17 protein-coding genes are annotated in these 23,693 nt (G+C 40.5%); 9 read left to right on the top strand and 8 right to left on the bottom strand.

The features are described 5' to 3' along the window. Window positions 1-6: 6 nt before the first annotated feature. Window positions 7-1,188 carry a Pycsar system effector family protein gene (locus ACH11B_RS02685; RefSeq protein WP_377613067.1) on the bottom strand — a complete coding sequence of 394 codons (1,182 nt, stop codon included), beginning with the start codon at window positions 1,186-1,188 and terminating at the stop codon, window positions 7-9. Between the two features lie 325 nt (window positions 1,189-1,513). Here ACH11B_RS02685 and ACH11B_RS02680 point away from each other — a divergent pair, with 325 nt between their 5' ends. Continuing rightward, window positions 1,514-2,041, top strand: coding sequence for a DinB family protein (locus ACH11B_RS02680; protein WP_377613065.1), 528 nt, complete (start codon window positions 1,514-1,516; stop codon window positions 2,039-2,041). Window positions 2,042-2,049: 8 nt separating this feature from the next. On the opposite strand, the gene ACH11B_RS02675 is transcribed toward ACH11B_RS02680, so the two are convergent. Then, window positions 2,050-3,006, bottom strand: coding sequence for an EamA family transporter (locus tag ACH11B_RS02675; RefSeq protein WP_013663840.1), 957 nt, complete (start codon window positions 3,004-3,006; stop codon window positions 2,050-2,052). Then, window positions 2,993-3,481: an Lrp/AsnC family transcriptional regulator gene (locus ACH11B_RS02670; RefSeq protein ID WP_013663839.1), complete on the bottom strand. Its 489-nt coding sequence runs from the start codon at window positions 3,479-3,481 to the stop codon at window positions 2,993-2,995. The genes ACH11B_RS02675 and ACH11B_RS02670 overlap by 14 nt, the downstream gene beginning before the upstream one ends. Before the next feature lie 199 nt (window positions 3,482-3,680). Between ACH11B_RS02670 and ACH11B_RS02665 the strand changes: the two genes are divergently transcribed. Next, window positions 3,681-4,724 (top strand): isoaspartyl peptidase/L-asparaginase family protein, encoded by a 1,044-nt coding sequence (locus tag ACH11B_RS02665; RefSeq protein WP_377613062.1) that lies wholly within the window; start codon window positions 3,681-3,683, stop codon window positions 4,722-4,724. Here the strand turns inward: ACH11B_RS02665 and ACH11B_RS02660 are convergent. Genes ACH11B_RS02660 through ACH11B_RS02650 form a run of 3 tightly spaced genes read right to left on the bottom strand, consistent with a single transcriptional unit; the run spans window position 4,721 to window position 6,430 of the window. Then, the gene (locus ACH11B_RS02660) at window positions 4,721-5,278 is read right to left on the bottom strand and encodes an acyl-CoA thioesterase (protein WP_013663837.1); all 558 of its coding nucleotides are present in this window, start codon (window positions 5,276-5,278) and stop codon (window positions 4,721-4,723) included. The genes ACH11B_RS02665 and ACH11B_RS02660 overlap by 4 nt on opposite strands. 3 nt (window positions 5,279-5,281) lie before the next feature. Continuing rightward, window positions 5,282-5,815: a YceI family protein gene (locus tag ACH11B_RS02655; RefSeq protein WP_013663836.1), complete on the bottom strand. Its 534-nt coding sequence runs from the start codon at window positions 5,813-5,815 to the stop codon at window positions 5,282-5,284. An 18-nt stretch (window positions 5,816-5,833) separates the two neighbouring features. Beyond that, on the bottom strand, window positions 5,834-6,430 hold the full coding sequence (locus tag ACH11B_RS02650) for a short chain dehydrogenase (protein ID WP_013663835.1): 597 nt from the start codon (window positions 6,428-6,430) through the stop codon (window positions 5,834-5,836). Window positions 6,431-6,651: 221 nt separating this feature from the next. Here ACH11B_RS02650 and ACH11B_RS02645 point away from each other — a divergent pair, with 221 nt between their 5' ends. Continuing rightward, window positions 6,652-10,017 (top strand): DEAD/DEAH box helicase, encoded by a 3,366-nt coding sequence (locus ACH11B_RS02645; RefSeq protein WP_149106281.1) that lies wholly within the window; start codon window positions 6,652-6,654, stop codon window positions 10,015-10,017. Window positions 10,018-10,068: 51 nt separating this feature from the next. On the opposite strand, the gene ACH11B_RS02640 is transcribed toward ACH11B_RS02645, so the two are convergent. Then, window positions 10,069-10,614 carry a hypothetical protein gene (locus tag ACH11B_RS02640; RefSeq protein WP_377613060.1) on the bottom strand — a complete coding sequence of 182 codons (546 nt, stop codon included), beginning with the start codon at window positions 10,612-10,614 and terminating at the stop codon, window positions 10,069-10,071. Between the two features lie 1,144 nt (window positions 10,615-11,758). Between ACH11B_RS02640 and ACH11B_RS02635 the strand changes: the two genes are divergently transcribed. The 3 genes from ACH11B_RS02635 to ACH11B_RS02625 all read left to right on the top strand — a co-directional run bounded on the left by ACH11B_RS02635 (window position 11,759) and on the right by ACH11B_RS02625 (window position 18,082). Beyond that, window positions 11,759-14,215, top strand: a complete 2,457-nt coding sequence (locus ACH11B_RS02635) for a TonB-dependent receptor domain-containing protein (RefSeq protein ID WP_242627393.1) — start codon at window positions 11,759-11,761, stop codon at window positions 14,213-14,215. 270 nt (window positions 14,216-14,485) lie between these two features. Beyond that, window positions 14,486-15,823, top strand: a complete 1,338-nt coding sequence (locus tag ACH11B_RS02630; RefSeq protein WP_210421334.1) for a pitrilysin family protein — start codon at window positions 14,486-14,488, stop codon at window positions 15,821-15,823. Between the two features lie 210 nt (window positions 15,824-16,033). Then, window positions 16,034-18,082 carry a pitrilysin family protein gene (locus tag ACH11B_RS02625; RefSeq protein WP_289552580.1) on the top strand — a complete coding sequence of 683 codons (2,049 nt, stop codon included), beginning with the start codon at window positions 16,034-16,036 and terminating at the stop codon, window positions 18,080-18,082. Window positions 18,083-18,149: 67 nt separating this feature from the next. Here the strand turns inward: ACH11B_RS02625 and ACH11B_RS02620 are convergent, their stop codons facing one another. After that, the gene (locus ACH11B_RS02620; protein WP_013663829.1) at window positions 18,150-18,602 is read right to left on the bottom strand and encodes a GNAT family N-acetyltransferase; all 453 of its coding nucleotides are present in this window, start codon (window positions 18,600-18,602) and stop codon (window positions 18,150-18,152) included. 297 nt (window positions 18,603-18,899) lie between these two features. On the opposite strand from ACH11B_RS02620, the gene rhaT reads away from it, so the two are divergent. From rhaT to ACH11B_RS02605, 3 genes are all read left to right on the top strand, one after another. After that, window positions 18,900-19,976 (top strand): L-rhamnose/proton symporter RhaT, encoded by a 1,077-nt coding sequence (gene rhaT / locus ACH11B_RS02615; protein WP_013663828.1) that lies wholly within the window; start codon window positions 18,900-18,902, stop codon window positions 19,974-19,976. An 87-nt stretch (window positions 19,977-20,063) separates the two neighbouring features. Next, the gene (locus ACH11B_RS02610; protein ID WP_377613057.1) at window positions 20,064-22,190 is read left to right on the top strand and encodes a bifunctional aldolase/short-chain dehydrogenase; all 2,127 of its coding nucleotides are present in this window, start codon (window positions 20,064-20,066) and stop codon (window positions 22,188-22,190) included. 103 nt (window positions 22,191-22,293) lie between these two features. After that, window positions 22,294-23,568 carry a sugar isomerase gene (locus tag ACH11B_RS02605; protein ID WP_377613055.1) on the top strand — a complete coding sequence of 425 codons (1,275 nt, stop codon included), beginning with the start codon at window positions 22,294-22,296 and terminating at the stop codon, window positions 23,566-23,568. Window positions 23,569-23,693: the final 125 nt, after the last annotated feature.

Raw genomic sequence — 23,693 nt, 5'->3', positions numbered from 1 at the left:
GTAGTATTATTGAATGGTGACAATGACCGCAATAAATGATAGAACAGACGCAATTAAGCCATACATAAATATGTTGTACGCGATTCGCAGTAATCGATATTTCCTGCCCAGCACCACACCCTGTGAGTAAACGTCTTTAATTAAGGTCCCGTATAGAAAATCACGGTCTTCCATTACCGTACGCATACCTTCGTTGTATTCTTGCAACCCCATTCTGTAAAAATTACCGAAAAAGAGAAGGTTTACTTTCTTCTCTTTCATATCTTCGGGCGAAAAAATGCCGTTAGGTATATAAGGGCGAGTGGCTAAGATCGCAACTACCATGGTTGATAAACTAACGGCAAGCAAGACAAAAGTAGGTAAAACAAGATGCTCATTACTGTCGAGTTTTCTCAAAAGTAAGGCTATAATAACCGAAAGAATAATGGAGTTGACGGTTATAAGGATGTTACTTTTGTTATCTGCCATGTCACTTAAACGTTGATTATTGGTAGATGTGACCCTAAACATGGTCTCGATCCCTCTGTCGGGACGTTTATCTTTGTCTTTATCTTTATCTTTCTTTTGTTTTTTTTCTTCTTCCATGGACGTATGGTTGGCTTTTGATTTAAGTGACGCTAAATTTTCAAGTTTCTTATCTTTTAGAAAAAGATTCGCATATTCGGTATGGTAGTGGTGCCTTTCCATCAAGGCGATCGTTCCGTTACGCCAGGTTTCTTTGTCAATTGATTTGCCTTGGCAACCTTCTGCTTCTTTACGCATGAGTTTGTTCCTTTCATTGAAGCCATCGCTTCCCAAATGGAATAGGTCCGCGTCACAAACAATTTTTTCTAGCAAGCTTTGTGGATTTTGCGGCATGCGGGTAGCAACAATGCATTTTTTTATGGATTCAATAACAGATGCTTCCACCTGCCTTTCCTGCAAAAAATTTTCAGCAATTTCGGCGCTGCGTAATTCGTGATTTTGGGGAGGTCCTGTATAATATCCCACGTCGTGAAAATAAGCAGCTACCTGAACAATGAAATTGTCTTCCGCTGATAGCTGATAATATTCGCCGATTTTCCTACTGGCATCAACTACCTGATGTATATGTTCTATGTCGTGAAAACATAAATTGGTGTTATTTCTCGCTTTGATATAATCCTTTATCCAGCTGGCAGATTCTTGAATAATAGCCTGATAATCCATTTAATCTTCTTTGGCATTTCTAAACAAACTTAATTAAATTGATAGTATAATACAATGCATAAAACAGCCATTTTAATGTACTATTTGCTCCGGTAATTCAAACGATATGATAAGACTGGTTAGCTAAGTCTCAGCGATTGCTCACATAGCCCCTTAAAGCACTGCTAACGTCTGTTTTTTAACATGCTGTAAAGCCTGATTGCCGTTATAAGATTTTTAAGTTGCCAAGTTATAAAAGATTGTTTGCGGGCTCGCAAAAATAAAAGAGGATGACATACTGTTGTCACTGGCGCATCCTTTCTTTGTTCTATAAAACTAGGCGATTATGGTAAAAGAAAACTTGATCTTCGAACTCGAAACAGTAGGACTCACTAATCTGATAAGAAATTATGTAGACTACAATTTGTGGACTAACATTACATTAGTTAACTGGTTAAAAACAAAGCCGAAGAAACTTCTTGAAAAAGAGGTTATTTCCAGTTTCCCAAGTGTTCTATTAACATTGAAACATATGTATAAAACACAGGGTTATTGGTTTGCTATCATTAATGAGAAATATGACTTCGATCCGGAAAAAGATCTTTTTACGATTGACGAAGTAATGAGCTGCTTGGTGGAGCAGTCGGCTCAAATCGCAGATTATGTAAGTGCCTTGACGGTTAAAGAATTACAAGAGCCGGTTTTAGTCGAAAGTCCGTGGTTTAACTGCGAATTTTCGGCTTTAGAGTACATCATGCAGTTTGTAAATCACAACACGTACCATCGGGGACAAGTGGTAAGCATTGGTCGGCAGCTCGGATTCACGGATGCTCCAATGACGGATTATAATTTTTACAACATAATGGCTAAGTGAAAATCTTCCTATTGATCGGGGCACAGTGGCTTCATTTGCTTGCCCTTCTTTGCCTTGACGAAATTTATCATGGCAACGCCGCACAAAATAATAGCAAGGCCTATAATTTGAATCAAAGTTACCTGTTCGTTGGCGAAGGTGCTGCCCAGAAAGACAGCCACCAATGGATTGACATAGGCATGGGTACTAACCTCTGTTGCCGGACGTACTTTCAATAACCAAATATAACTTGTGAAGGCCAGAATGGAACCAAAGATAATCAGGTATCCGATGGCTAGCCAAGAAGAGATAGGTGTGGCCTGCATATGAAATTGCTGTACATCGCCATGTGCAAAGGCGGCACCCCAAAATAATATGCCTGCTATTAGCATCTGCCAAGCGGCATTAGCAAAGGTAACACCGCTAGGTAATACGCTGTATTTCGAATATACCGAGCCTGATGCCCACGAAAGTGTTCCTAGTATGAGTAAGCACATACCGATTGCTTTATTGGATAAGCCGGTTTCAGTAAAGGAGGCAGCTAATTGTTCACTAAAGAGTAGAATGACACCTACAAATCCTACTATGACACCCACAACGGTATTCCAGTTCCGGAAATTAACTTTCCACATTTTTTTATCGAGCAGCAAAATCCAGATGGCGGTAGAAGCTGCTACAATAGCAATTAGGCTGCTTGGTAAATATTGTTGAGCCTTCATGACTAAACCCATATCGATGAACAAAAGGAGTATACCCGTAACAGCTGCCGTTTTTAGCAGTTGTTTATTCCAAATGGGCTCTTTCATTTTGTTGCACCAGATCAACAACAACGTACCTGCGATCGTAAATCGTATGGCTCCCAAAAGAAAGGGAGTAAAGCCCTGAAGAGCAATGTGAATGAAAAAATAGGTGGAACCCCAGACAATGTAAATTAACAAATAAGCGATAATAATGGCCGCTGTAGATGTATTCTTAGCTTTCGTCATTTTCTGTGTCTCTTTTGATAACGATGTGCTGATTTTCTTTAACTGTTTCCAGCACGATGGTAGTTCTTGTTGATACAATATTTGGAATATTCCTCAGCGAAGTTTTCATGAATTGCATCAATTCCCCCGAGCTGGAGACTCTGATTTTTACCAAATAGCAATCTTCGCCCGTGATATGATGAACCTCTTGGATCGCTTCGATTTCGCTAAGCAGTTTGTCAGCTTCATCGCAGCCTAAACCATCTGCCACTTTAATAAAGATAAAGGCTAACAGGTTCTGATTAACGGCCTCGGGATTGACCCGTGCGGTATATTGTACTAATGCTCCCTTTTGTTCAAGTTTGCGAACACGTTCTAAGATACCGGATGGCGCCATGCCTAATTCCCGAGCTAAATCGGCATTTGTCATCCTCGAGTTTTTCTGTAAATAATCTAATATTTCCAGATCGATGCGATCTAGTTGTATATCATGCATAGTTACATTTGTTGAAAAAGCTGACAAAAATACAGAATATTATAGTTTTTATCGAATAATGTTCATTAATAAAATGTAAGATTTGAATAATATTCGATGGTTCGCTTCTGTTGGAAACGATGTATGTCCGTGAGCTGGTTATAGGTCCGATGATTCTAATGAAAATCTGTACTTTTACATAAATAAATCCAACAAAAAAATGGCATTACCTTTAAGACTCATTCTAATATTCTCCTTACTACCGGTCCTTGTACATGCACAACAGCAGATAAAAAAGTATGTACTTGTCATACATGGTGGTGCGGGAACCATCGAGCCTAGCCGTATGACGCCTAAATTGGAACAAGCGTATAAGGCAAAATTGAAGGAAGCATTAACAGTCGGCTATGAAATTATTCAGAAAGATGGAAGCGCTTTAGATGCGGTCGAGAAAACCATACAAGTGTTGGAGGATTCTCCCTTATTCAATGCCGGAAAGGGCGCCGTCTTTACCCACGAAGGCAAAAATGAATTGGACGCAGCTATTATGGATGGAGAGAGCTTACGTGCAGGAGCAGTTGCAGGCGTAAAGATTGTTCGGAATCCAATAAGTGCCGCACGTGCAGTTATGGAAAAATCAGAACATGTGTTGTTGGCGAGAGATGGTGCAGAGGACTTCGCTCGACAAGTAGGCCTAACAATGGTAGATCCGTCGTATTTCTATACGAAGGAGCGATGGGATGGGCTTCAAAAGGCTCTTCAGCAAGAAGCTGCCCAAAAAAAGGCGAATGAGACCGCTGTGACGCTGGGTGGTGGTCATCATGATTATAAATTCGGAACAGTGGGTTGTGTTGCCCTTGATAATCAAGGCAACTTAGCGGCAGGAACCTCAACGGGTGGAATGACTAATAAAAAGTTTGGACGAATAGGTGATTCCCCCATTATAGGTGCAGGTACCTACGCTAATAACGCGTCGGTTGCCGTATCCTGCACAGGTTGGGGCGAATTTTATATTCGGAATGTAGTAGCTTATGATGTGGCAGCCCTGATGGATTATAGGGGTTTGACAGTAGAGGAAGCTGCGGAAACCGCGCTCGCAAAAGTAGCAAAAAGCGGGGGGAACGGCGGTCTGATCGCCCTGGATAAAGAGGGCAATCTTGCTATGCCCTTCAATACTTCAGGGATGTACCGTGGCGCTATTTCGGCGGAGGGAGAGCTGGAAGTAGCAATCTTTAAAGATGGAGGGCATGTACCTTCAAACTAATACGATTGTTTTAAAATGCATCGCTCTTTTTTTAGTACTTCAATAAAATCTTGATTCCTAAAATCAGCTTTGATACGCTCGCCTTCTTGCTTATAATAGCGGTTTAATTCCTTTCTGTGCATCGCCGTAATAAAGCGCTGTATCTCCGTTTCGTTTTCCAGAATCAAGCCCGGAACTTGGACCGGTTTGTGGGTTTCCTCATCTAAAGCAACCATTGAAAAATAGCTCGAGTTTGTATGCTTAACAGCATGCGTCTTCACATTTTCGGCCAACACTTTTATACCCACTACAAGTGAAGAGTTACCTACATAATTTACAGAAGCAAGTAATGAAATAATCTCGCCCACTTCCACCGAAGCTCTAAAGTCAACTGTGTCGATCGACGCGGTGACGCAATAAGTTTCGGCATGTTTTGCGGCACATACATATGCAACTTTATCCATTAACGATAAGATGACCCCGCCGTGTATTTTGCCCCCAAAGTTAGAATAGGAGGGAATCATGAGCTCGGTCATTACCGTTTGAGAATCGGCCACCGTTTTAAAGTTATTCATACATCAAGATATTTTAATTAGTTCAATGTTGGCGGCCAGTTCGATTTCTTCTGACACAACCATTCCTCCTGCTTCCATTAATGGGTTATAAGTTAGACCAAAGTGTTTCCTGTTGATAATTCCTGATACCTGAAAGCCTGCTTTTAATCGACCGTTCTCTTCTGCCGTCCCGCCAAATGAAACATGGAATTGTACTTCTTTAACCATGTCTTTTATGTCGAGCATGCCTCTTAACACAAATGTGCTTGCGTTGTCGTCATCCTTGCTTAGCTCCGTGGATCGAAAAGTAATGTACGGATGCTTATCAACGTCAAAAAACGCGGATGATTTAAGGTGTTCATCGCGGTAAGATTCATTCGTGTACACACTATCGACGTCGATAGACAAATGGATCGATGCTTGAACGAAATCATTAGGTTCCAGGGTGTCTACGGTTCCTTCAAATTTGGTGAATAAGCCAGTTACGGTAGATATAAGCATGTGTTTTGCCCGAAAGTGGATTTCTGAATGCTTTGGGTCAATTTCCCATTTAGTCATATATCAATTGAAAAGAAATTAGAATACTCGGATTGTTTCTCCTGTCAACGCACCCATTACGCTTTTATAGTAAGCATTTGCTACTCGTTCCATTTTTACGGGGATGTGGCCCGGAAAAACTTCAAAAAAAGAAGGCGAATCTTCCACAACGCCGGGACTCACAGCATTTATGCGCACATCATTTTTTAGCTCGATTGCTGCTCCTTTTACAAAAGCATTGATAGCACCATTCACTGTACTAAGTGCAGATCCTCCTGGAACGGGGTCTTCAGATAGAATACCTGATGTCAGTGTAAACGAGCCGGCCGGGTTAATGTAGTGTTGTCCAATGAGTACCAAACTGATTTGGCCTAAGAGCTTATTGTCCAAACCAAGTCGGAAATCGGCGTTGCTTAAGTCTTTCAATGACTTAAAAGCAGCTTTGCCGGTCGTGCTAATGAGCGCATCAAAGGGGCCAATAGTTTCAAAAAAAATCTTTATTGATTGCTCGGAACAAATATCTATTTGGTAATCTCCTTTCGTAGTCCCCACTTTAATGAGTTCATGTTTGCCTTCAAAAAGTGTTGCCACATGTCTGCCAATCGTCCCTGTCGCACCGATAATAATAATTTTCATCTGTATGTAATTATTTGTTACTATAGATTCCTAAAAGCACTAATGAGTTTGCAAGCGATTTATTCATCGCCTTAACCCCTCTCTATATTTTCCAATAAAAAGCGCTCCTGAACATTTCTTGATATTATTCATTCTTTATTGCAAATCTTAATTTGCTTATGAATAGCTTTGTTGAAGATAGACAATATTTGCGGGAAGTATATTCATAAGAATGTTATAAAATGACCTTTACAGATAAAATAATTGATTCAGAAGAGGCTTCTTATACAATTGAAGGTTTTGCGGATGAGCAATTGTCAGAAATCTTGATGTACAAACACTCGTCTGATCAACTCGTTCCGAATGCATCAGTTCATGTTAAACAACTATCCATCGACAGAGGCGTCTTTGATTATTCGCACCCTAACTTACATACTGCACAGATAAGGGTATGGACAGATCGGATTGAAAAGCGTCTCCATTTTCACTGCACTTGCTTAGAAACACCGCTTCGAATGTGCCAACATAGCAATCGGGTTCTTTATGAAATAATAAAAAACACAGATATCCGATTTTTTTTTGACGGAATTTCACGACATGTGAGAGTACGGCAAGTTGCGCGAGATTATGGTCTGGAAGACGAAGCAGACATCACTTCGCATTTCCATATGCATTATGTGGAGAATAAATTAATACTTACGCCAAAAATACAAGGCTTATTGAAAATAACGGATGAAAATGTACGGTATCTTAAAGGTAAGCTTTTACCGGATGTTAAACCGGCGTTCCGTGAACAAAATTTGGAGGGGAAAGTGATTCTTATTTATCCCCACAGACATTATGGCCACCTTACAATTCAGCTTGGGGAATTAGCGTTTGCCGTTAACGGGAAGGTTAAGGCCTTGGTTAATACCATTGATGCAACAACGTTATTGTGGCATGAAAAGCGGCCGGAATATATTCGCTTTTTGGCAGCGCTCAGTCGATTTCCCCAACCAACCAAGGAACCGTATAACGAAGATGATATTCGGGCCTTACACGAAATAGTGAAAAATCCCTTTGATATGCCCGTTTACTATCAAGGGAATTCAAAACAATTTCAGGCAAAGAATTTTAGTAGAGTGAACCTGCAAGTAATAGGGGCTGACCAATTTACGCTTGGAATTCGGAAAAAAGATAGCCTCTACCAAATAAGCCCGCTATTGCAGATAGCAGATCAATGGTACAGCATGCAAGAGCTCGTCTTTGCCTTTGATTGTTTTCTGCACATAGGGAAAACTTTTTATGCATTTAAGAACCATAATGTGTGGAGAGTATGCCGATTTTTTAAGAATCTAGGGACTGATCTGATCGTGCATGCATCGAAATATCATCTCTTGCAAAGTGAATTGTTGGATAAGGTAAGCGATACCTTAAAGGTGAACTACGCATTTCTTACAGAGGGGTACGATCAGTCATCTATGGAAACGCCGGTACAGGCTACCGAGCGAATCATTTATTTGTCAGAGTCTGAAAATTACATCGTGATAGAACCTGTTATGCGCTACGGGACAGTCGAAATTCCCATTCGTTCGAAACGACCCGTTTATGGGAAAGACGATTATGGAAATTCATTTTTGATTCGTCGTAACGATGAGCAGGAGTTGCAGTTCTTATCTTTTATCCTCAAACAACACCCTTATTTTCCGGAACAGTTAGATGACGATTTACTGTATTTTTATTTACATCAAGATCGGTTTTTCGACGGAAATTGGTTTTTAGAGGCTTTTGAGCAATGGCAAATCGAAAAAATAGCGGTCATGGGTTATGATAAGCTATCGATAAGCAAGCGAAGTCCGTATAAGGCTGCAATAAATATAGAAGTTACCAGCGGTATTAATTGGTTTAATACAAGGGTGAAGATTTCTTACGGCTCAAAGGTAGCTCGACTGCGCGACCTTGAAAAAGCGGTTAGAAATAAATCAAACTACGTACTCTTAGACGATGGAACCTATGGTATATTGCCTGCCGAGTGGCTTCACAAGTTTGAACAGTTCTTTAGCTTGGGAAGACGGGAGGGAGATTTACTTAAAACGGCCAAGATAAATTTTCAGGCTTTGCAAAGTGCCTACGAAACCGACATGTTCGACTCCGGTGTAAAGCAAGAGTTGCTTCTTTTTAAACAGTGGAGCAATCAGGAAGAGGATCCGTCGCTAAAGATTCCAGAGGGATTTATCGGCAAGTTAAGGCCTTATCAATTGGATGGTGTAAAATGGCTTCATAGTTTAAGTCGGCTAGGCTTCGGCGGTTGTTTGGCGGATGATATGGGGTTAGGAAAATCCATTCAGATTATCGCTTTTTTGCTACTAAAGAAAGAGGAAGGAAAATCAGGTACGAATTTGATTGTTGTTCCGGCAACTTTATTGACTAATTGGTTGCAGGAATTCGAAAAATTTGCACCTTCATTGCGGATTTTTCTTTGGCATGGAGGACAACGGGATCAAAACCATACAATAGATTCTTGGGATGTCGTGTTAACTACTTACGGCACCATGGTAAGTGACCTGGATCGTTTTCAGGAAATAGAATTCGATCACCTATTTCTAGATGAGTCCCAACATATAAAAAATCCGCTATCTCAGCGATACCGAGCGGCCAATCGATTGAAGGCAAAGATTAAGATAGCGGTAACGGGAACACCTTTGGAAAACAATACTTTTGATTTATTTGGGCAGTTGTCGTTCGCTTGTCCAGGCCTACTAGGTAACAAAAGATATTTCCGTGATGTTTATTCTACGCCTATTGATAAATTCGGTGAAAATAGGCGTCTGGAAGAGCTTTTACATAAAATTAAACCTTTTGTTTTACGAAGGACAAAAGCAGAAGTAATGGATGATTTGCCCGAGAAAACAGAAATGGTTATGTACTGTGAAATGGGCGAAGAACAAAGAAGGATATACGACGTATATGAAAAGGAATTTCGATCTTATATATCGGCACAAACGGAGGAAGAGCTAAGTAATAAAAGTGCAGTCGTATTAAAGGGCTTGATGCGACTACGCCAGATTTGCAATTCGCCGCTTTTGTTGAAAGATAAGTATAGCAATGTACCGAACGCCGCCAAAATTGAGTGGCTGATAGAAGAGATCGGGCAGAGGAGTGTTCAGCATAAGATTTTATTGTTTTCCCAATACGTGCATATGTTGGATTTGGTAGAAGATCAGTTGCATAAACAAGGATTGCAAACCCTTAAGATGACCGGAAGTACAAAGGTAAAGGACAGAGAGGGGCTGATTGAGCAATTTAAACTGGATGGGCGTGTAAAGGTATTTTTGATGAGTTTAAAAGTCGGCGGAGTCGGATTGAATCTTACAGAGGCGGATTATGTGTATTTAATTGATCCTTGGTGGAACCCGGCGGTAGAAGACCAAGCGATCGATCGTATTTACAGAATGGGACAGAAAAAAAATGTAATAGCAGTGCGATTGATCTGTAAGGAAACAATAGAGGAAAAAGTGTTGCAATTACAGCAAAGTAAGAGTGAACTGTTCACTAAACTGGTCGATTCGATAACCCTGACTAAAACATCTTTCTCTAAAGAAGCGTTGTTGCAATTATTATCCCGTTAAAAAGTCCTAAATCTTATACAAGACTAGGACTTTTCCAGGTATAAATACCTCCTAAAAAGGAGGTAAGGAAAGGTTGATATGTATGTTTGTGCTGCGTGGATAAGCGCGCGCATATTCGTCATAATAATATTCAGGATGTCTTTCTAAGGGTATATTTGCCATTAGCTGTATGCGGGCTCTTCCAAGATCGACATTCGCTAAGAAGGCCGGAACATTTGGTGTGAAAATCCAACGATTGCTTGACCAATATACATAGCCTCCACGATAGGGGTCGTAGAACGTACAATAATCCCTGAAATAAACATGATGTCTCGCTCGATAACGATGCGCACGGGCCCACCTGGGATATCCATAGTGATCATAACGGCGGTGCTTTTCGTAATATCTTGCCTGTTTCTTATAGTGTTTATGGCGTTTTTTATAATAATCTCTGTCGTATCGGTAGTGGTGCCGATGCCGATCATCGTCGTCATCATCATCCCAACGCTCATGCCCATATCCTCGGCCATGCCCTCTCCCATGTTGCGCTAATGCCTCTGAGTAGCTAAAAATCGATAAGAGGACCACACATAAAGTAATAAATCTTGCTGTTTTCATGTTGTTCATTTTACATCCTATTGGAATAGATGTTGGAAAAAAGGTTTAATTTTTTTTACAAAGTATTTTTTAAGAATCTTCTATAAAACCTGTCGCTTTATTTTTTGAAAGTCGTTTTTGATGATTGAATTTTATAATATATTTGATGATCAGCATCAATTCTTGCCGCTCCTTATTAGGGGTTAGTTCTACAATATGACTTGCTAAAATAGTTAGTAATAGAATCGCGATCGTTTCTTTCGCCAAACACTACGGTTTTTTTGTTTAAGACGGAGCTTTCAGGCTCAAGAAAGCATTGCGAAATTCATAATCATAAATTGATTCGTTTTTTAATTTGCTCATAATGAGTTATGTATAGCTATTTGTGCAGGCTCTACTTTAGTGTGAAAGGAAACAAGGATTCTGATATCTCTTTTTAGCTCATTTTCGATTCGTTAATTATTATGAAATTCGCAAAAAGATGACTGATTTATTTTTAATATACTTATTGTCAAACGTTTAGTATGTCTATTTGAACTCGTGATCTAGCGTTATTTTGATGTAAATCGGATTTTGATGAGTTGTTTTTTTTTGATACTATAAGCATTATAACGGCGCGAAAATGACACTTTGTCAGCGGTGTTTAGGGCGTTCTGAGGCAATGAAACCTAATTCACTGCAGGATATTATTAGCTGTTTTTGATAGGGTGTAATATTTTACCAATGTTTGAATATGATAATATGTGTAGTTGCTTATATCGTGGGGTAAAATAAATCGAGATGCAGAATCAAGGTAGTTAAATGAGAAATATAAAGAGAACGAAGAACAACCGGAATTCTTTTAAAATAAAAAACCCCACTTGGGGAGTGGGGCCGAAACCTAAGTTTCAAATCAACCTAAACCTGTCCTCTTTTTAGCATATATCGTGCCAATATTGAAGAAAGATGAGGCTTTACAGCCTATTTTTAATTCAAAAACGGCTTTGCATGTGTTTGTTTTAAGATATGTGAGTAGCCCTTAATTGGTTACGGGTAAGTCGTGCTGATTAACGCATGTAAATAAAACTATAAGTAACTAATAAGTTACCTTTTTATGGGTGATTTGTATACTTGTTGTTGTAACATTTGTCAATCGCGAACGACTAATGTTCAAAAAATAGATCAGATGAGTATAAGCAAACAGTTATTTGTATGTATTTTGATGCAGTTGAGTGCTTGCGTTGTGTTTGCGCAACAAGTGGGTGGACCGGGAAAGATAAAGGGGCAAGTAATAGATTCCTTAACGAACAAACCTATTGATTTTGCGACGATAACCCTTTTAAAAAGTACATCATCACAGTCCGTCACCGGGGCCCTTGCAAACGAAGGAGGGTCATTCAGTCTAGACAAAATACCCCTAGGGAAATATAAGTTGATTATCAGTGCGATGGGATACAGTCCAAAAACAATCAGTCCGATAGAAATTACAGAGCAGCTTACTTCCTTAAACGTGGCCAATGTGTTATTAAAACCTTCCGCAACCGAATTGCAAGCGGTTGAGATTACGGGGCAGGTGCCTGTGGTCGAAAATAAAGTGGATAGACTTGTCTATAATGCAGAACAAGATGTTACAGTAGCTGGTGGAAATGCCGCCGATGTGTTGCGGAAAGTTCCTTTGTTATCAGTAGATATGGATGGTAACGTGTCCTTACGGGGAGATCAAAACGTTCGTATCTTTATTAATGGAAAACCGTCCGGGGCCATGACGAACAATGTAGCGGACGCGCTACGTATGATTCCGGCTGATCAGATTAAGAACGTTGAAGTTATTACGAGTCCTTCAGCGAAATACGACGCCGAGGGCACTTCGGGAATCATCAATATAATTACTAAAAAGAAAGACGTTGTGGGTGTGAACGGTTCCATTTCGGGAGGTATTGGCACGCGCCAAAACAATTTCAACGGAAACGTAAATGTGCGAAAAGGCAAGCTGGGCGTTACCGCTAATTTGGGCGCTATGTGGGGTTGGCCCGTTACAACGGATGTAACCTTTGATCAACGATCTTTGACAGATCAGCCATTGATTTCGCAAAACAGCGCCAGTACCACGAAAAGAGGTGGAGGAAGAGGTAGCTTAAGTGTTGATTACGACATAGATGATAAGAATATTATTACATCCTCTTTCAATTACAATCAGTTTCGAATGGAAACAGATGGAGATATGACGTCCATTTACGGTGGGATTAACCAAATTTTAAGTAATTCGAGAAACCAGATTAAATTTCATGGCTTTGATTGGAGTGCCGATTACACCCATAAATTTGAGAAAAAGGGGCAGGAATTGACATTTGCCGGCCAATATTCTAAAAACAACAATAATACTGATTACAATACCTTATATAGACAGCAGGGTTTTAGGCCCAATGAAATGGGCTATAATAATGGTGTAAATGATGAACTCACCTTTCAGGTAGACTATACTCATCCTTTTAAGAAGGTCGTACTGGAAGTAGGTGCAAAAGCGATCCTTCGAGATATCTCTTCCGACGTCACGGTCGACACCATGCTGCAGAATGGTTCATATATCAATCATGCACAACGATCTTATGATTTCGGTTACAAACAAAATGTGGGTGCCGGTTATTTTACGGTGAGTGTTCCCTTTGCTAAAGATTATGAATTGAAAGCGGGTGCGCGTTATGAATATACACTGCTTGACGGTGATGCAGTAGCAAACTTTCCGGCCTTTGAAAACAATTATCACAACCTGCTTCCCAGCGTGGTGTTATCGAAAAAGCTGGGGCAGATGTCTAATGTTAAACTAAGCTACAACCAGCGTATCCAAAGGCCAAGCTTGTTCTACTTGAATCCCTTCCGTAATGAAGCAGATCCGGTGAATCAACGGCAGGGAAATCCTGAATTGGATCCCGAGCTATCGCACAACGTTGAATTGGGTTATTCAACCATGATCAAAAGTACGATTCTGAATGCATCGCTTTATTATAGGCGTACAAATGACGTTATAGAGTCAATATACACCAATATTGGAACGGAGGAGCAACCAATCGTACTGCAGAGTTTTGAAAATATCGGACGGAATAATTCATTTGGTACCAACCTGTTTGCTTCTGTCAATCCGATTAAGATTTTGACGTTAAGAGGTAACCTGAATTTGTATACTTATGATATTAACCTTCAAAATATCGATGACAACTTAACTTCGCAAGCAGGTAATGTTTACTGGATGTACCAGGCTTTCCTAAGTGGTACGGTGAATTTAAAAGGAGGGCTTATTGCGGAAACGTTCCTTATATTGAATGCGCCGAGACGTACTTTTCAAGGTTACAACCCTGCATTTAATATGTGGAGTATTGGTATGAAAAAAGAAATATTCAAAAAACAGGCAAGTATCGGGTTGAATATTATCGATCCATTTAATGAGAAAAAGAATTTCAGATCAAAAATTCAAACCGCTAGCTATAAGCAAGAATCGAATTTCGCCGTACCATTCCGTTCCTTCGGTATAACATTCAGCTGGAAATTTGGTAAAATGAATTACAATGCTAAACCGCGAAAAGAACGAGGTATACAGAACGACGATCAAAAAGCGGGTGAAAGTGGACAAGGGCAACAAATACAATAAAGCATAATATCATACCGACTTAAGGAGCTGGGCTATTTATTTAGCCCGGCTTTTTTGTTCAAAATAAACTGATTGCCTCTTCTGTTGAAGTGAGGTCGTGAATAAAGGCATTTGTTAAGCTGGTAGGTCAGAGATAGAATGATTATGGCGCAATTTTTTTTGTATGAGAAAGTAAAAATAGGTTAATTCGTGTAACAATATAGGCTTAAACAGATCAAATGCAAAAATACCAAACCAAATGCTTCCAACGCATTACAACAATCAACACATATGAATAAAAAAAAGCTAGTAATAGGCAGTATGCTGATTGGTCTACTTGGCTCGAGCAGTTTACTGAATGCCCAAGAAAAAATCCAATTCAAAGAATTTAAGCTCGACAACGGATTAGATGTTATTATGCACCAGGATAAAACCACCCCTATTGCAGCCGTTTCTGTGCTTTATCACGTGGGTTCAAAAAATGAAAAACCCGATCGTACGGGATTTGCACATTTCTTTGAGCATTTGCTATTTGAAGGAAGCGAAAATATTGGCAGAGGCGAATTTATGAAAAAGATACAGGGCATAGGAGGGACGCTAAATGCCTATACCTCAAATGACCAAACCTATTACCATGAAGTCGTTCCGTCTAATTATTTGGAAACTGCCTTGTATATGGAAAGTGAACGAATGTTACACGCAAAGATCGACTCAGTTGGAGTGGAAACGCAGAGAGAAGTTGTTAAAGAAGAAAAACGCCAACGAATGGATAATCAGCCTTATGGTTCCATACTGATTGAAGTCTTAAAACGAGCCTATCACAAACATCCGTATCAATGGGCACCCATCGGCTCCATGGATCACTTGAACGCTGCTTCCTTGCAGGAGTTTATGGACTTTTATAAAACCTACTATGTACCTAACAACGCCGTTTTGTCCATCGCCGGAGATATCGATTACGAACAAACGGAAAAGTGGGTTCGTAAATATTTTGCAGAAATACCCAAGGGAGAAAAAGAAATTGTGCGGCCATCAATCGTAGAGCCCAAGCGAAATCAGGAAATCCGTGATGTCGTCTACGATAATATCCAATTGCCGGCAGTGGTGGAAGCATACAACCTTCCGCGTAAGGATAGCCCTGATAGTTACGCACTCAACATGTTGTCTACCTATTTAGCGGGTGGAAAAAGTTCGCTGCTTACAAAAGAAGTAGTGGATAAGCAGCAGAAAGCGGTACAAATAATGGCTATGCCTTTAGATTTGGAAGATGGCGGCCTATTCCTATTTTTAGGGATTGCTAATATGGGTGTCAGCGCTGATTCATTAGAAGTTGCGATTGATGCACAGATTGAAAAACTCAGAACTACCGGAATAACCGATAAAGATTTTGCGAAATTAAGGGCGCAAACAGAAAACGCTGTGGTAAGCCGTCACGCTTCCGTTGCCGGTATCGCCGAAAGCCTGGCCGAAGCGAAGGTGTATTATGGTGATGCAGAAGAAATCAATAAAGAGCTGGCCAATTATAATAAAGTCACCAAGGAGGATATACAACGCGTAGCCAGAGAATACCTGAACAAAGACGGTAGAGTCGTGTTACATTACCTACCTAAAAAAGGAGAAAGCAAATAGATGGGTTGTTTCTAATAAAAATTAAGACTCGATAGCCACGAGCTTCCAAAAAAATAGTTATGAATCGTCCATGTTTAAAATTTCATTTTCATCTCACAGGAATATCAAATTTAAAGCATGGTAAGCTCCATCTGACCGATGGAATAAAAACCGGTTCGCGGTTCATGAGTGCGAAATAGTAAAATATAATTGACGAATAATTATTTACAGATGAAAAGAATTTATATATATACACTGCTATGTTTTCTATCAACCGGCCTTTCTCAAGCGCAAGTTGATCGTACGAAATATCCTGAGCCTGGTCCCGCTCCTCAAATTAATATTGGCGATGCTGAAACTTTTACACTGCCTAACGGATTAAAAGTATTTGTTGTTGAAAACCATAAACTGCCCCGTGTTACCTATTCGCTAGTGTTGGATCGTTCACCTTTGCTTGAAGGCGAGAAGGCTGGTTTAACCAGCTTGGTAGGAGATATGCTGATGGGAGGTACAAAAAATCGGACGAAAGACCAGATCGACGAGGAGATCGATATGATTGGCGGAAAAATTTCTTTCGGATCTACCTCCGCTAATGCAAGCTCATTAACCAAGTACCAAGATAAACTGTTAACGTTATTTGCAGACATTCTATTGAACCCGTCATTTCCCCAGCCGGAACTTGATAAACTGAAGAAACAGGCAATTTCCGGCATTGCAAGCTCAAAAGATAGCCCGGATGAAATTTCGGAAAAGGTCTCCAACGTTGTATTATATGGTAAAGACCATCCCTACGGAGAGTTTGCAACCGAAAAAACAGTTTCCAATGTGCAGCTATCTGATATCAGAGAGTACTACAATGCATACTTTAAGCCGAATATTGGATACTTGGCAATTGTTGGTGATATTACAATAAAAGAAGCAGAGCGTTTAACTAAGCAATATTTTGGCGCCTGGCAAAAAGGAGAGGTCAAGAAGCGGGAATGGCCCGTACCTGCTGCGCCGCAAAAAAATGAAGTGATTTTAGTCAACCGCCCTTCGAGTGTACAATCCGTTGTTAACGTAACTTATCCGCTTGCGCTCAAACCTAACGACGCTGATGCAATTCCTGCTCAATTGTTGAACAATATCTTAGGCGGAGGTTCTGCGGGGCGTTTGTTTCTAAACCTTAGAGAACGTAAAGGCTATACGTATGGTGCCTACTCTTCTTTATCGCCTGACAAAATCGTCGGAAATTTCAGCGCCGGGGCGAGTGTTCGGACGGAAGTGACAGACAGCGCTGTATACCAGTTTTTGGAAGAACTGAAACGGATCGATAAAAAGACCATTACTGAACAAGAATTAACCGATTCCAAAGCTATATTAAGTGGTAGTTTTGGCCGTTCGTTGGAACAGCCCGCTACCATTGCCCGCTTTGCCATCAATACGGAGCTGCAAAATCTTCCTAAAGATTATTATAAGAATTATCTTAAAAACCTAAATGCCGTTACCGTTGAACAGCTCAATACCTTAGCCCCTAAATACATAAAGCCTGAACACGCATATATTGTCATTGTTGGAAATACGGATGCTTTTAAAGATCGAATAAAGCAATTTGGTGAAGTAAAATATTATACAAATGCGGGTGAACCGGAGGTGAAAGCCGCTATTCAAGACGCTAGCTTAACGGCAGAGAAAGTGATTGATAAGTATCTTGAAGCGATTGGAGGGAAAGATAGACTTATGAAAGTTAAAACATTGAAAAGCGTGCAAGAAGCAGAGATACAAGGTATGAAAATAACGGCGGAGTTATTGGTTGACCAAACGAAACCCATTGCGATACAGTCAATGAAAATGGGTCCTCAGGTCATGTCGAAGTTTATTATTCGGCAAGATAAGGCTACGATGATTAATCAGGGGCAACAACAGGCTGTGCCTGATGATATGTTCAAATCCTTAAAGAACGCGTTGGAGATTTTTCCGGAACTAAATTATATGAAAAATGGAACGAAGCTTGCTTTGGATGGTATGGTAAAGGTAAATGACGAAGAGACCTATAAAGTGTTAGTTACAACGGCCGATGGATCAAAGTCTGTAAACTATTATAGCGTTGTTAGTGGTTTGAAGTTAAAGTCAGAGAGTGCCAGCGAAGGGGAGGCGGAAATAAATGAATACAAAGACTACAGCGGTATTAAATTGCCGGCCGTTAGTACGATTAAAAGCCCCAACATACCGGTACCACTAAAAATGGTAGCAATTGAACAAGTTATAAACCCGGCACTTACACCGGCTGATTTTCAATAGTAATATACAAGGAGGTAATACATTATAGTATAGCCTCCTTGTTATTGTCGATAACCTTTCCTGCTAGTTAAGAATGACTATTCTCGGTAATAAATTCGTAGTTGATATAATCCGTCTTTCTAAATCCGAATTTTTCAAATAAGGTCTGAGAGTTTACATTATCGACCTTAGTTGCTAGGTATACTTTGCTTTTATTGGTTTTCTTGCTAAAGAAAACAGCTTCGCTGAGCAGCGACTGAGCAACGCCCTGATGCCTATATTCATCAGCAATATAAATATCGTTTAACAACCATATCTCCTTAATTCCTGCTGGTGTAAAGAATGGAAACAGCAGTGTAAACCCCGTAATGCTGTCGTCTATAATGGCGATGAAAATAATGCAATCTTTCTTCGTTAAACGATCTCTTAAAAACTCCTTCCCACCCGCTAGATTGTAGTCTTGGCCCGCAGTTGTTCGGTATTCGGCAAAAACAGCGGCAAGTGGTTCCAAATCTTGCAAATTGGCTTGTCTGATTTTCATTTTGTTCTTTTTAGTAATGAAGCCCCGCTTGTAGCAACCGCATTGTTCAAAAGGGCGTCACAATATAAATGAATTATTCACCATCGTTCTTTTTTCTAATGGAGCCATTAAAAATTTGTATGGTAATGCAATCTCATAATTTCTACTACAAACCTACTATAAAAATTTGCCATTTCCGTCATATAATCGACAATTAATGGAATTTTAATGTGTTTTTGGCATAACAGGGCATGACAGTTCCCTGCTATAGATGCTTTATCTTGCGCCACATGATAACCAACAAGAACCTTAGTATATATGCAGGCATTATTAGGTGTATTTTTTCATTTTATCGGTGGTTTTGCTTCAAGCAGTTTTTATATACCTTATAAAAAGGTACATGGCTGGGCTTGGGAAAGTTTTTGGATTGTCGGAGGCTTGTTTTCCTGGCTAATAGTACCACCTTTGGCCGCCTGGCTTACTATTCCAAATTTTGGTCATATTATTAGTCAGACAAGTACAGCAACTTTAGGTTACACGTATCTTTTTGGTCTTCTGTGGGGAATTGGGGGGCTAACCTATGGTTTAGGCGTACGGTACCTGGGCGTTTCTTTGGGTAGTAGCATTATGTTAGGGCTCAGTATGGTTATTGGATCCATGTTGCCATCCATTTACTATGAATTCGTTCCTCAAGAAGGGAAAGACACGATCAGTATGTTCTTTGCAAACGCTTGGGGTTTATATACATTGGGCGGCCTGCTGATTTGTATTATCGGTATTTACCTATGCGGTTTAGCAGGAGTAAGAAAGGAACGGGATCTAGGAGGGCATAGTGATGCCAGTGGAAATAAGGAATTCAATTTAAGCTTGGGTTTGATTGTTGCAATTATCTCAGGAGTATTAAGCGCTTGCTTTAATTTCGGTTTAGAAGCTGGAAAACCCATGGCGATCGTAGCCAACGATCTATGGAAGGCAGCCCATCCAGGCGAAGGGGAATTCCTGTTTCAAAATAACGTTACCTATGTTGTCGTGCTTTGGGGAGGGCTTACCACCAACTTTATCTGGTGTCTTATCTTGAATGTGCGCAACAAAAGTTTCGGGAATTATGTAGACGCAAAAACACCGCTGTTAAGAAATTATGTACTATGTGCATTGGCCGGTACCACCTGGTATCTTCAATTTTTCTTCTATGGGATGGGAGAAAGTAAACTGGGTAACGGCGCCAGCTCATGGATTTTGCATATGGCCTTTATTATCTTATTGGCAAATGTTTGGGGCGTAGTATTAAAAGAGTGGAAAGGTGTAAGTAAGAAAACCTACGCAACAATTTTGGCAGGAATACTTGTTATCATCCTGTCGGTATTGATTGTGGGGTTCGCTAAAGAGATGGGTTAATAAATGGGGTTTAAAATTGGCAAATTAATATTGGTAATAAAGTGACAATGGCCGCTAGGCCTTAAAATGCAGTAAAAACATAAGAACATGGCTGAAATAGAAAAAAGAAAATCATTTAAGCACGTTAGCTATTTATGGGATGATCAAGAAGCCGCCAAACTAGCGGGAGATGAGGTAGGCTTGTTAATTTATCGCTCTAATCTTTTAGGCGCCGATTTGCGCCTTACAAATTACGGTGGAGGGAACACCTCATGTAAAGCCATGGCAAACGATCCGTTAACAGGAGAGGAAGTGGAGGTGATGTGGGTAAAAGGCTCAGGAGGTGATTTGGGAACACTTAAAAGAAGTGGATTGGCGGCGCTTTATGTGGAGCGGTTACGCAATTTGAAAAAGGTTTACAGAGGGATTGACCATGAGGATGAAATGGTGGAACTCTTCAACCATAGTATTTACGATTTAGCGTCTAAAGCGCCCTCTATCGATACACCATTACATGGCTTTCTACCATTCAAACATATCGACCATTTACACCCCGATGCAGCCATTGCCATTGCGGCAGCAAAAGACGGTAAACGCATTACTCAGGAGTTATTTAAAGGTACGATTGGCTGGGTTGAATGGCAGCGGCCCGGTTTTGATCTTGGCTTGAAATTAAAACAATGCCTGGATGAGAACCCTGGAATCAGGGGGATTATGTTAGGTTCGCACGGTCTATTTACTTGGGGAGATACTGCGTACGAAAGCTATATCAATACGTTGGAGGTTATTGAAAGCTGCGCCGAATATCTAGAGCAGCATTATGGTAAAAAAGGGCCTATCTTTGGAGGCCAAAAAATAAGCAGTCTTCCTGCAGAACTTCGTAAAAAACAAGCCGCTGCTATTGCGCCCATACTAAGGGGGTTCTGTTCTTCTGAAAGACCTATGGTGGGCCATTTTACCGATGACGATCGTGTACTTGAATTTATAAACTCCAATGATTTAGACCGACTAGCACCCCTAGGTACAAGTTGTCCTGATCACTTTCTTCGCACCAAGATAAGTCCATTGGTTTTAGAACTGCCGGCTGACGCAGACTTAACGGATGTGGAGCAATTAAAAGTGAAGCTTAAACCTGCATTTGAAGCTTATCGCGCGATGTATGCCGATTATTATGAGACTTGTAAGCATCCCAATAGTCCGGCCATACGTGATAAGAACCCTGTTATTATACTGTTCCCCGGAGTCGGTTTATTCTCTTTTTCAAAAGATAAACAAACAGCCAGAGTGGCAGCGGAATTTTATATCAATGCCATTAATGTCATGAAGGGTGCAGAGGCCATATCGGAGTATACCTCGTTACCTCGACAAGAGGCTTTTAATATCGAGTACTGGCTCTTAGAGGAAGCGAAGTTGCAGCGCATGCCAAAACCGAAAGCTCTCTCTGGTAAAATTGCCCTTATAACGGGAAGTGCAGGCGGTATCGGAAAGGCGATTGCCGTTAAATTTGTGGAAGAGGGAGCGGTGGTTGTTATCAATGATAATGATGGAGAGCGGCTAAAAAAAGCTGACGACGATTTTAAAGGTCGTTATGGAAAAGATGCTTATATCACGGCGAAGCTAGACGTAACCAACGATGCCGACATCGCAGCGGCTTACAATGCAGCAAGTTTAGCCTTTGGAGGGGTAGATATTGTGGTTAACTGTGCCGGACTATCTATATCTAAACCGCTACAAGATCATACAGACAAAGATTGGGACTTACTTTATGACGTGCTTGTAAAAGGACAGTTTAAAGTAACGCAGCAAGGTGTAGCGATTTTAAGAAAACAGGAAATCGGAGGAGACGTTATTAACATCGTTAGTAAAAATGCATTGGTGTCCGGACCGAATAATGCGGGATATGGTTCTGCAAAAGCTGCACAACTACATTTGAGTAGACTAAACGCTGCTGAACTTGGTGGCGATAAAATTAGAGTGAATGTGGTAAATCCGGATGCCGTAATTTCAGATAGTAAAATATGGGAAGGTGCGTGGGCAGAGGGGCGTGCTAAAGCATATGGAATAAAGGTGGAAGAACTTCCTGCGTATTATGCAAAACGGACCTTGCTTAATGAGATTATCCTGCCAGAGGATATTGCCAACGCTTGTTTTGTGTTTGTAGGAGGCTTACTTAATAAATCAACGGGCAATGTTTTAAATGTGGATGGAGGTGTGGCTATGGCATTTGTGCGATAAATTTGGAATATTAGCTAATTAGCCAATCGGTTAATTAGCTAATGGAAAAACTTGAATGGATTTAGTAAATTCACCTGCTAGTAGCGGCTAACTGATTAGGATTATGAATATAGAAAAGTATAAAATCGAGGAATATAACCAACAAGCAAAAGCGAAACACGTTCGCAAATTGGAAAGTTTGGTTGAAGATATAAATAACTACCATGAGGTTTTAGAGAAACTGATTGATTTTCAGATTGCCATTCCAAGTTGGGCGCTTGGATCAGGAGGAACACGCTTTGGGCGTTTTCCCGGTGGTGGTGAACCCAGAAGTTTAGAGGAGAAAATCGAGGATGTCGGATTACTACATGCCTTGAATCAATCGAGTGGTGCCATTTCTTTGCATATCCCTTGGGATGTGCCAAAAAATTATCAGTCTATAAAGACCTTAGCGGCACAGTATGGGCTTGGCTTCGATGCGATGAACTCAAATACCTTTCAAGATCAGCCTGATCAAACCTTTAGCTATAAGTTTGGATCCATGCAGCATGTAGACGCTGCCGTTCGTAAGCAGGCAGTCCAGCACAATATCGAGGTCATACAGCATGGGATCGAACTTGGGTCAAAGTCGCTCACAGTTTGGTTGTCTGATGGATCCTGCTTTCCTGGTCAACTGAATTTTAGAAAGGCTTTTCAACGAACCTTAGAAAGTCTTCAGGAAGTGTATGCGGCGTTACCGGCAGATTGGAAAATTTTCGTTGAATATAAAGCTTTTGAACCCAATTTTTATTCAACAACGGTGGGTGATTGGGGACAGTCGTTATTATATGCCAATAAATTAGGGCCTAAAGCATATACCTTAGTTGATCTTGGACATCATCTGCCGAATGCCAACATTGAACAGATTGTTTCTTTGTTACTCATGGAGGGTAAACTTGGGGGCTTCCATTTCAACGATTCTAAATATGGTGATGACGATTTAACGGCCGGAAGTATCAAACCCTATCAATTGTTTTTAATATTTAATGAGCTGATTGAAGGTATGGATGCTCGAAAAATGAATCATGCAACTGACTTAGGCTGGATGATCGATGCCTCGCATAATGTAAAGGATCCACTGGAAGATTTACTGCAATCTGTTGAGGCAATCATGCTGGCTTATGCACAGGCGCTTTTGGTGGACAGAAAAGCTTTATCCGCTGCACAAGAAGATAATGATGTTGCCAAAGCTCAGGAAATACTACAAGCGGCTTTTCGCACCGATGTTAGACCATTGGTAGCAGAAGCGAGGTTACGTGCAGGAGGTGCTTTAAATCCCATAGAATTGTATCGATCATTAAATGTTCGTGGAGAGCTGATCAAAGAAAGGGGCTCTAAGACAGTGGCCACTGGGTTATAAGTTATAGGTTCTAAGTAATAAGTTTTAAGTGATAGGTTTCGAGGCGTTCCGAGCTTATGATTTAAAGCGTAAAACTTAGAACCTATAACGTACAACTTAAAACGTATAACTTAAAACGTATAGCC

Source organism: Olivibacter sp. EAT-5 (assembly GCF_044784325.1).
GTDB classification, from domain to species: Bacteria; Bacteroidota; Bacteroidia; order Sphingobacteriales; family Sphingobacteriaceae; genus Olivibacter; species Olivibacter oleidegradans.
Note: the sequence above shows the minus strand (reverse complement) of the source record. Positions and strands in the feature narration are given on the sequence as shown.